Origin of the sequence: Rheinheimera sp., assembly GCF_020217005.1 — a bacterium.
GTDB lineage: Bacteria > Pseudomonadota > Gammaproteobacteria > Enterobacterales > Alteromonadaceae > Pararheinheimera.
The window spans coordinates 1-10,000 of record NZ_JAIWOI010000306.1 but is presented as its reverse complement, the minus strand read 5'-3'; the positions used below and the strand labels follow the sequence as shown (position 1 = coordinate 10,000).

The window sequence follows — 10,000 nt, the reverse complement described above, 5'->3', positions numbered from 1 at the left end:
CGCATTTGGTGGCCTGTCACTACTGGCTTCGCCGCTTCAGCAGGAGCAGCGGCAGCAACTGGCGCTGCAGCAGGAGCCTGTTGCATTGGCGCCGCAGCATACTGCATAGGAGCATATTGCTGCACCGGACCATTGCGGCTGATACGAACGGACTCTTCACCTTCAGTAATCTCAAGCTCGTTAATGCCTGATTCTTCCAGCAGTTCGATCAATTTTTTAATTTTTCTGATATCCATGACGTAGTTGCCTAATTAATTTGATGGAATGGTTGATAAGGACGACACCGCCGATTCCAGTGCGTAGTGGTAGCCTTTGGCACCTAAACCACAAATCACACCTTTGGCGATATCGGATAAATACGAGTGACGACGGAATTCTTCCCGCGCATGCACATTGGACAAATGCACTTCAATAAAAGGAATAGCCACGGCCAGCAGCGCATCACGAATAGCTACGCTGGTATGGGTATAAGCGCCCGGGTTAATAATAATAAAGTCCTGTTGTCCAAGGCTTTGCTGAATCGCATTAATCAGCTCATATTCGGCATTGGATTGCAGGTGAGTCAGGGTAACATTCAGCTCTTTGGCGTGGGCAGTTAAACCATCGACAATTTGCGATAATGTAGCTGCGCCATAAATTTGAGGCTCACGTTTTCCTAACATATTTAAATTAGGGCCGTTGAGCAGCAAAATACGTAAGTTTGTAGACATATAGCGCGAATATCCCGTCAATTTATTCATTGTTTCCTATCTTGCCGAAGCTAGAAAACAATTGCATCTTTTTTGTTCAGCGATCAGCTGTCGCTGCAGATTTGCCGCTTATTATAGTGAAATCGTTGCAAATGGCAGCAAAATACTGGTCTTATCAGCAGAGCGGAACTTTTTTGAAAAGTTGAAAATGAAGTGAGGTAATTCAGGCAAAGTCAGAGCCAGTCTGACTTTGCCGCGAGTAGCACAGAGATTTTTATTGCAGTATTTGACCTAAATGGGCGCCAAAATCTTTTGGTCCCATAAAGCCTGTGATGCGAGATTGCGTTAATTCGCTGCCGTTTTTGTCAAATAACAGCAAAGTTGGCAAACCTAAAACCTGGAAATGATCCAGTAATTGCTGATCCTGATCAGTGGCGTTGGTAACATCTATCTTAATTAAGGTGAACTGCGCCATTAAGCTTTTCACTTCGCCATCAGCAAAAGTGATGTGCTCAAACTCTTTACAAGCCACACACCATTCGGCGTATAAATCCACCAGCACTGGTTTACCTGCTTCGGCTGATTTTTTCACTTCCTGTTGCAGCTCATCCAAAGTTTTTACCAGTTTAAATTCGGTATTTTGTGTCTGAACAGTCTGGCCTGGTACTTGAGGCACTGTAGTGCCTGGTAACCAATACCATAAGTTAGCGCCAGTGGTGCCCAGCACTATGACTAAAGCCAGCATCCAACTGATACTTTGGCCTGTGGTGCCTGACGAGAGCTGCTGCGATAAGCGGTGTAAATACACGGCCAGCATCAACAAGACCAAAGTGGCTACAATCACTACAACATAAGCAGGCAGGAAACGGCTCAGTAGCCAGACTGGCACTGCTAATAGCAGGAAACCAAAGCTGGCTTTAACCACATCCATCCAGGCGCCGGCTTTAGGTAAAAACTTACCGCCCGTGCTGCCTAAAATCAGCAGTGGCAAGCCCATACCCATACTTAAGATATACAGCGTTAAAGCGCCCAAGGCTAAATCACCGGATTGAGCTACATATAAAAGTGCTGCTGTCAGAGGTGCAGTGGTGCAAGGGGAGGCGACTAAACCTGATAACAAACCCATCAAAGCCGCGCCTTTGATGCTGCCACCTTGTTGTTTGTTGCTTAAAGAATTCACCTTGTTTTGCCATTTCTCCGGCAGACTTAAGTTAAAGACGCCAAACATCGCCAGGGCTAAAAACACAAATAAGATACTGATGGCGATTAAGACAACAGGGTGTTGAAAGTAGGTCTGGAACTGCAAACCTAAGCTTGCGACTAATAAACCTAATAAGGAATAGCTAACCGCCATACCCTGAACATAAGCCATAGACAAACTAAAAGCGCGTTTGCCGGATAACTGTTGGCCTTGCCCTACAATAATGCTGGTTAAAATCGGATACATAGGGAATACGCAAGGCGTAAAAGCTAAACCTAAACCCAGTAAGAAAAATAGAAACAGAGCTTTGATAGTGCTATCAGTTTTTAAGCTATCCAAAAGTTGCAGCTGCTCTGATACCGGGGCAGAAACAGAGCTGGCGGGGGACGCAGAATCTTCAGTCACGCCAAGAGCTGCAGCCGCCTCTGCTGTGCTGGCACCTTGGGGGGCAACTGTTGTATTAGCAGGCGCAATCAAAGGAATTTCCAGTGTTTGCACCGGATAACATAAACCCGCCTCAGCGCACCCCTGGAAGCGTACTTTCAGCATAGCCTCTGCACCTATCTGGCTTAATGGGATATCTAAGACCACTTGATGGAAATAGACTTCAGATTCGCCAAAGTATTCGTCCTTAATCATCATGCCTTTGGGAAACTGCGGGTGAGAAAAGGCGGTATCGACGCCTGCAAACTTAAACTTGTCTTTGTACAGGTAGTAGCCGTCGGCTATGGTAAAGCTGACTTGTAATTTGTTTTCTTGCTGGCGGAAATCCATTACAAAAGCCTGTTCTACCGGCAGAAACTGCGAACCTTGCTGCAGGGCGGCCAGTGCGTTGGTGCTTTGCGCCTGACTTACAAAAGACAAACACAGCAGCAGGCTAAATAAAAAACTCTTAATCACGACTCGTTACCTCTTGAACCCACTGTAAATAAGGGGCGAATACTTGTTGTGCGGCAATGGCAATAATTTCAGGCACCTGATACGGGTGTAAAGCACAGATGGCCTGTTCAATTTCAATAAAATCTTCTTTTCTGGCTTTAATTAACAACGGAATTTCAGTGCTTTGTTCAAGTTTGCCCTGCCAGACATAATGCGATTGCACCGCAGGCAAAACGTTAACACAAGCCGCCAGTTTTCGCTCCAACAAGTGCTTCGTTATGCGCTCTGCCACCTGTAAATCAGGACAATTGCATAAAATCAGTTCCATCATCATAGCGATGCCCTCATTCGTGTTGCTTAAAAGCCACAGCAGTCAAGACCTGCTCATAGCCAAATTTGTTGCATAAAACGCAGTGATTGCGCAAAAAACAATCAGAAACACCAAAAAGCGCAAAATTTTTAAAAAATAGCCCTTGGGTTCATAAGGAGATTGCCCCATATAGCAAGCACAACAAATTTAACACCCAATGTTAAAACTCAAATCGCTTTTAGGAGATAAAAAAGCATGAATATTCGTCCATTACACGATCGCGTCATCATCAAGCGTTTGGAAGCTGAAAGCAAATCTGCTGGTGGTATTGTGCTGACTGGCGCTTCTGCTGAAAAATCTACTCGTGGTGAAGTGGTTGCAGTTGGCAACGGTCGCATTTTAGAAAACGGTACTGTTCGTCCTTTAGATGTCAAAGTAGGCGACAAAGTGATCTTCGGTGCTTACGTAGAACGCACTGAAAAAATTGAAGGCCAGGAATATGTCATCACCAAAGAAGACAACATCCTTGGCGTCATCACCGAATAATCTAACCGTATTTTCTATTTTCTAACGTATTCAGAGGAATTTTTAAAATGGCTGCAAAAGACGTACGTTTTGGCGATGAAGCCCGTAATAAGATGCTCAAAGGCGTCAACATTTTAGCAAACGCAGTGCGCGTTACTTTAGGTCCTAAAGGCCGTAACGTGATTCTGGACAAATCATTTGGTTCACCAATCATCACCAAAGACGGTGTATCTGTTGCCAAAGAAATCGAGCTGGAAGACAAGTTCGAAAACATGGGCGCACAGATGGTGAAAGAAGTTGCTTCTAAGGCCAATGACGAAGCCGGTGACGGTACTACTACGGCCACTGTGTTAGCGCAAAACATTATCAACGAAGGCGTAAAAGCTGTTGCTGCCGGTATGAATCCAATGGATTTAAAACGTGGTATCGACAAAGCCGTGATCGCTGCTGTTGAAGAATTAAAAGCTTTATCTCAGCCGTGTGCCGACACCAAAGCTATAGCTCAGGTGGGTACTATCTCTGCAAACTCTGACGATGAAATTGGCCAAATCATTGCCAATGCCATGGACAAAGTAGGCAAAGAAGGCGTGATCACTGTTGAAGAAGGCCAGGGCTTAGCTAACGAGCTGGCTGTGGTTGAAGGTATGCAGTTTGACCGTGGTTACCTGTCTCCGTACTTCATCAATAACCCGGAAGCTGGCCAGGTTGAACTGGACAACCCGTTCATCCTGACTGTAGATAAAAAAATCAGCAACATCCGTGAATTACTGCCGGTATTAGAAGGCGTTGCTAAATCTGGCAAACCACTTTTAATCATCGCTGAAGATTTAGAAGGCGAAGCTTTAGCTACGCTGGTTGTGAACAACATGCGCGGTATCGTGAAAGTGTCTGCAGTAAAAGCTCCAGGTTTCGGTGACCGTCGTAAAGCTATGCTGCAAGACATCGCTGTATTAACTGGTGGTGTAGTGATTTCTGAAGAAATCGGCATGGAACTGGAAAAAGCCACGCTGGAAGATTTAGGTACTGCTAAACGTGTTGTGATCACTAAAGATAACACTACGATCATTGATGGTGCTGGTGAGCAGGACGCCATTGACGGTCGCGTCAAGCAAATTCGTCAACAAGTGGAAGAAGCCACTTCAGATTACGACAAAGAAAAACTGCAAGAGCGCCTGGCGAAGTTAGCTGGTGGTGTTGCTGTGATTAAAGTAGGCGCTGCCACTGAAATCGAAATGAAAGAGAAAAAACACCGCGTAGAAGACGCGCTGCACGCAACCCGTGCTGCGGTTGAAGAAGGCGTAGTACCTGGCGGTGGTGTGGCTTTAGTACGTGTAGCTGCCAAACTGACTGAACTGCGTGGCATCAACGAAGACCAGAACCACGGTATCAAAATCGCACTGCGTGCGATGGAAGCACCTCTGCGTCAAATCGTGGATAACGCCGGTGAAGAGCCATCAGTTGTAGTGAACAACGTGAAAAACGGTTCAGGCAACTACGGTTACAACGCTGCTACTGGCGTGTACGGCGATATGCTGGAAATGGGTATCCTGGATCCAACCAAAGTAACCCGTTCTGCTCTGCAGTTCGCAGCTTCTGTTGGTTCTCTGATGATCACTACTGAAGCTATGGTCACAGAACTGCCGAAGAAAGATGCTCCTGCAATGCCAGATATGGGCGGCATGGGTGGCATGGGCGGAATGATGTAATTCGCGTATCCCCAAAACGAAAACCCGGCTAACGCCGGGTTTTTTGTTTTTGGGGATAGCGAATTCCGAAGGGGTCAGATCAAGATTTGTGGAGCAAATTTGCTCTGACCCCAATATTCCATCCGAATCCTCAATCCCATCTGAACTCATCTGACTCTTCAACTTCAGAGCAAAATCAAACCTCTCTCCGAACCCGCCCAACCACCACCAACTACTGCGTTCGCCCGTTCGCGCCTCCCGCGCTCACTTTTGATCGCTCACTACGCAGTTACTGGTGTTTGGTATGTGGCTTTGCTCAGCCCCTCTTCGCTAATCGTTCAAGCAGAACTACACGAGCCACAGCATTATCTACGCCTAAACCCGCAGCAAACTGAGCAGCAGCGGTTTTTATTTCTGCCAAGAGTTGCTGTTCTTCCTGTTTTTTCTGCGGTGCTGCATTTGAATTTTTACTTTGCTTAAGTTTTATATATTTCATAAGCACCTCTATTAATTTAGCTGGCTGGTAACTCTTCACAGTCAAAAGTAGGATTCTATAATCTCGCTTTCAAGTGAGCATCATCTACCTACTATTCTTTCGCGAGAGCATGCCAACTTGGATTAGCCCATCTTTTCCTAGATAAGCAACTCCCCGTGAGTCAATCCATACGAGAGCATGTGGAGCGTATGAGGAAAATCCAGGCATAAATGCACGCCTTTCACCACGGAGCCACCATACAAGTGCCAAATTATGTTTTTCCAGCAAATTGATAAGGACATCACGTTGAGCAAACAATGCTTTTTCATCCATAACTAAGCTTGCTACGCCAAATACTACGGTATTCCCTTGCCTCACGACGCCGCTCTCAATATCTAATTCCAACCCCCAGTCTTGAAAAATACGAGGCCAAGGAAGAATTGTCGGACCGCTTTCTTCTGAACGATCTGGATGACCGCATTCACCTATTAAATGCATCCATGGCACTGGCAACCACGCATCAGATCCCCCATTTCCATCATAATCGATCCCTTTGCTTAAATCTCCGCAAGCGCCCGGCCATTCAGAAAGCTGTAAATTCCAATCTCCTTCAAGTTCAATCCGGCTTATAGCTTCCAGCCTTTCACATACGCTAGTTTCATTTAGGCTATCCAAAAGTGTGGTCAAATCACAGGCTCTGATCAACGCAGGCGTTAATTGCCACCAAATGTTAGTATCAAGATCCTGGCCAATCCCCCAGGTTCCAGGTAATTTAGGACTCGTCCAACAGTGCTCTGCAGCAATGCGGATCCAAGGGCCATCGCCCCATTCCGATGGCAGCTCAGGCACATAACTAAGGACATCTGCCGCAGGCAAATCGTAGGCCTCATCTGTACCCCAATGGATCACATCTTCGACATTAGCTGAAGGCCATTGCGGTAAACTTGGTACACGCCAAAAGTCGTCACGATTTGAGGTAATTAGGTGTCTTTCAGTTAAATAAAGCCAACGCGATGGGTCGGATAGTTTTATATAGCTAATCTGATGAGGTGTGTCATATTCTCTTGGCCCGCTGAAAGGATCGTCAGTCATGTGGTAGTTATCAGAGAGAAAAGCGAGAATTTTCTGCCAACTTATCCATTGATATTTTTTACCTATTCGTTCCGTTCTTGCCGAATCATCTATACGGCTACTGCTTCGGGTTTCATAACCCGTATCGAAAGTGTCGAAACGCTTTGCAGACCACCCGAGATTGTAGGAATTCCAAACGATAAATCTAGCTACGAGTGGAATATCAAAAATACCGTTTTCAGGACTGAATTTAGTCTCACTGCCACCATACTTATATGCCCGAACAGGCTCATTAGAGTGAGGCAGGGGCTTGGATGAAAATGGCTTACTACCGGAGGTGGCTCCCAAAACATACCAATAGAAGTCACGTCCCAAAGCCGAACCAATAATATTGCGAAATCCCTGTGAGCTATCTAATGCGCGTAAACTAGCGTCATCTGGAACTTGTGATAGGGGCAATGCACTCTTATATGGAGGTCTGATAACAGATAGATCAATGTCATGGAACCAATCTTTATGGAATGCGACCTCAACAACTCGTCGAGCATAATGACGTATTGTTAGGTGGCAGCGAGGATATTCATTTCCAAAAATCATAGAATATACTTTTTGTGCTGCTATTTGACAGTATTCGGGTTGGCTTCCGTCTATCATTACTCCCCAAATTGCTATTAACGTACTTTCCACAACATAGTCATCATCAACTTTTAAAATATCTTCTAAGATTAGCGAGAGTATTTCAGGGCATGCGACCAATACCCGCGTTAAACCACGAGTAGCCATTTCTCTGAGTTTTTGCTGTGACGAAGTGCAAGCCCAAGCTAATAGTAGTGCGGCAGGCACCGCTATATCTTTATGAATTTTGGTTAAATTTGAATCAATTGCCCAACGAATGAGCACTGACAAGTTAGAGCTTTCATCACGCCATAAAGCGACAAGATTAACTGACCACTCAGCATCTCGCTCCCCAACACTTTCCATTCCCAATAACCAAAGATGTAGCAATTTATCCATTGCGAAAGGGTGCCTAGGTATAAGCGCTAATCTCATCAATTCGTCTAGGTCGCCTACTCTACCTAATTGGCTGCCACGCTCTCGGTACATCTGCCAGAGAGACTTTTCATCTCTAGCAAACTCTTCAGGCTGACACCTCCATCGCATACTGTCAGTAAATGCATTTCTCAAGTCTGAATCAGGTGTAACCCAATGGCGTGAATCGGGAGTTTCTGCTGGAATGAATTCAGGTAGCTCCGCGCCAACATGCGAAGGAACTAAAAGGCAGAGAGCAGCGAGCAAACCATACCGCCGATAAAAGAGTGGGCTATCGTAACAATCAGGAGTTGTGAGAGCTGATAATTCACCACGAGGTGACAACGCTATTTCAAGTGCAAGACGTCGTTCTGCGACATTACGTTTCCCTTTAAAAAGTCGTGTAAGCAGGCAATGAACGAAAAACGTATCCGAAAGTCGCTCGAAACCAAATTCAATCATCTCATCATCATTTTCGATTCTGTCAATTAGAGCACCTGCAGAACATAAAAAACCTATCAAAGTATCAAGACCAGAAACTCCTTTGGCTATCTCATCTGCTGTTTGGCGTAAAAGATAAAAACGGCCAGATGCAATCATAGTGTCAGCTAATTTATTAAGGCATCTACGGACTGGCTGCTTTCTAGATGGATCAATTATTAATCTGCCACGGGCATCAGATTCAATTTGCTCAATCCAAGCATTCCAAACTTCTAGCCAAGACGGAAGCCAATGGGAGTTTGTTGCGCGTTTTTTGAGGCTTTTAACTAGAAGTTGTACATAAAGAGGATTACTAAGCTCACCGATTGGGGGCGCTACAGGGGCTGTGACTCCATAGTGTGCACAATAAGCCCTCAACGCATCAGGTTCAATTCCAGAAAAACCCTTGTGTTTATGTTCAACCCAGAGTTCTGTTGTATCATCGTCAGTATCTGGCAACACATATGCTCGATAATCAGTACGCACACTCAAAGCAACAGTTAAGTGCGGTCTAGACAGGATCTCTTGTATTAGGCCATTAAGCTCATTTTTCCATCTTGATCTATTGGGAGACTCATTTAAAGCATCTATCGCAATCAGTGCGCGGCGACCTAGAAGAGCTGATTTATTTTCAAGGTCATCAAGGAATGTCTCAAAAGAGTCACTACAGTTCCAAGTTTGCATTAGAGCGTTGCGAAGATCTCCAGAAGCAGATAATGTTTGTGCCAGAACTCCAATTGCAATACCACCTGATTCAAGAACGCATTTTACTTCGTGAACTAATGTATGTGTTTTACCTTGTCCTGCTGCGCCGGTAAGCAAAAGTACACGACGCTTCGTAAATTCCGCATATGTGCGTATAAGCGTTGCGGCTTCTTCCGCATATCGAGCTACGTTGTTTAACTGATGATTTTTATATTGTTCTGTTGCGTTTGCTGGATCATTTTGCAAACGTCTCGAACTAGCTATCTCCCAAGCTTTTCCTGATAACTCGTCTAGCATAACGGCAAGTGAGTCAAATTTTGGAGGGGTTATCCAGTGGGGATCATTGTGTAATTTCAAAGCAACATCTTGCAGTTGATTTTTAAATAGGCTTAAACTTTCGCAGTCAAGATCCTTCCAAATATTAGCTAATAGGTTATCCAGTTCCTGAATAGCGCTGGGACGAGCCAAAAGCCAATCGAAAGTATGATTCACTTCCGAATCGATATGTTTCTTCGATGTGTATCTTGGACCAGCATCATGCTCCAAGCGAAGGTAATGCTGCTTAAGTTGCTCATGAAGAGGTACTTTGGCTCGCGAATGCCAACGACTTAGAAGCACGCGTAGGTGACCGTCAAGAGTTTTCTCAAAACTTTCAGTGTCTTGAAACTGATTTACGGATCCGGTCCATTTACCGTGATTTTGAAATGGTGGACTAGCGAAAAATGAATTCAAGCGCTGCAGTTGTTCGCAGTCCATGCAGGCTAAGGTCTCTTTACCATTTAAGCGATACATTAGAATTTCAGGCGTAACGGCCCCTCGGCGCCTCGCTTTCCAAGCCCGATCAAATTCATATTCGCTACCCGATAGAAAGAGACTGCCATCATCTTTACGAAATTCGTTAGAGGGTAAGGGACTACCAAATCGACAGCGAAAAATTCCGATGAATACATC

General features: G+C 45.1%; 7 protein-coding genes and 1 pseudogene. 2 read left to right on the top strand and 6 right to left on the bottom strand.

Going from position 1 to position 10,000, the window contains the following annotated elements; genetic code table 11:
• The 4 genes and pseudogenes from LDL40_RS14915 to cutA form a co-directional block, all read right to left on the bottom strand.
• A pseudogene (locus LDL40_RS14915) lies at nucleotides 1–236 on the bottom strand (acetyl-CoA carboxylase biotin carboxyl carrier protein); the annotation flags it as partial.
• Nucleotides 237–251: 15 nt separating this feature from the next.
• Entirely contained in the window at nucleotides 252–710 is a 459-nt protein-coding gene (gene aroQ / locus LDL40_RS14910) for a type II 3-dehydroquinate dehydratase (protein ID WP_300996218.1), read from the bottom strand.
• Between the two features lie 253 nt (nucleotides 711–963).
• Complete coding sequence (locus tag LDL40_RS14905; RefSeq protein WP_300996217.1) at nucleotides 964–2,790, bottom strand: protein-disulfide reductase DsbD; 1,827 nt, start codon at nucleotides 2,788–2,790, stop codon at nucleotides 964–966.
• Nucleotides 2,783–3,103, bottom strand: a complete 321-nt coding sequence (cutA, locus tag LDL40_RS14900) for a divalent-cation tolerance protein CutA (RefSeq protein WP_300927862.1) — start codon at nucleotides 3,101–3,103, stop codon at nucleotides 2,783–2,785. Before cutA ends, LDL40_RS14905 begins: the two co-directional genes overlap by 8 nt.
• Before the next feature lie 231 nt (nucleotides 3,104–3,334).
• On the opposite strand from cutA, the gene LDL40_RS14895 reads away from it, so the two are divergent.
• Together LDL40_RS14895 and groL are read left to right on the top strand one after the other, a co-directional pair.
• The gene (locus LDL40_RS14895; RefSeq protein ID WP_053423916.1) at nucleotides 3,335–3,625 is read left to right on the top strand and encodes a co-chaperone GroES; all 291 of its coding nucleotides are present in this window, start codon (nucleotides 3,335–3,337) and stop codon (nucleotides 3,623–3,625) included.
• A 47-nt stretch (nucleotides 3,626–3,672) separates the two neighbouring features.
• Nucleotides 3,673–5,310: a chaperonin GroEL gene (gene groL, locus LDL40_RS14890; protein WP_300996216.1), complete on the top strand. Its 1,638-nt coding sequence runs from the start codon at nucleotides 3,673–3,675 to the stop codon at nucleotides 5,308–5,310.
• A gap of 295 nt (nucleotides 5,311–5,605) precedes the next feature.
• On the opposite strand, the gene LDL40_RS14885 is transcribed toward groL, so the two are convergent.
• A complete protein-coding gene (locus tag LDL40_RS14885; RefSeq protein WP_300996215.1) occupies nucleotides 5,606–5,785 on the bottom strand; it encodes a hypothetical protein in 180 nt (59 codons plus the stop codon).
• Between the two features lie 84 nt (nucleotides 5,786–5,869).
• Entirely contained in the window at nucleotides 5,870–9,841 is a 3,972-nt protein-coding gene (locus tag LDL40_RS14880) for a hypothetical protein (protein WP_300996214.1), read from the bottom strand.
• Between the last annotated feature and the right edge of the window lie 159 nt (nucleotides 9,842–10,000).

What these genes read in the sequence shown, in the direction of transcription:
- LDL40_RS14885 (WP_300996215.1), bottom strand. Translation starts at nt 5,785, where the DNA reads ATGAAATATATAAAACTTAAGCAAAGTAAAAATTCAAATGCAGCACCG.
- LDL40_RS14880 (WP_300996214.1), bottom strand. Translation starts at nt 9,841, where the DNA reads ATGTATCGCTTAAATGGTAAAGAGACCTTAGCCTGCATGGACTGCGAA.
- LDL40_RS14895 (WP_053423916.1), top strand. Translation starts at nt 3,335, where the DNA reads ATGAATATTCGTCCATTACACGATCGCGTCATCATCAAGCGTTTGGAA.
- aroQ (WP_300996218.1), bottom strand. Translation starts at nt 710, where the DNA reads ATGTCTACAAACTTACGTATTTTGCTGCTCAACGGCCCTAATTTAAAT.
- groL (WP_300996216.1), top strand. Translation starts at nt 3,673, where the DNA reads ATGGCTGCAAAAGACGTACGTTTTGGCGATGAAGCCCGTAATAAGATG.
- cutA (WP_300927862.1), bottom strand. Translation starts at nt 3,103, where the DNA reads ATGATGATGGAACTGATTTTATGCAATTGTCCTGATTTACAGGTGGCA.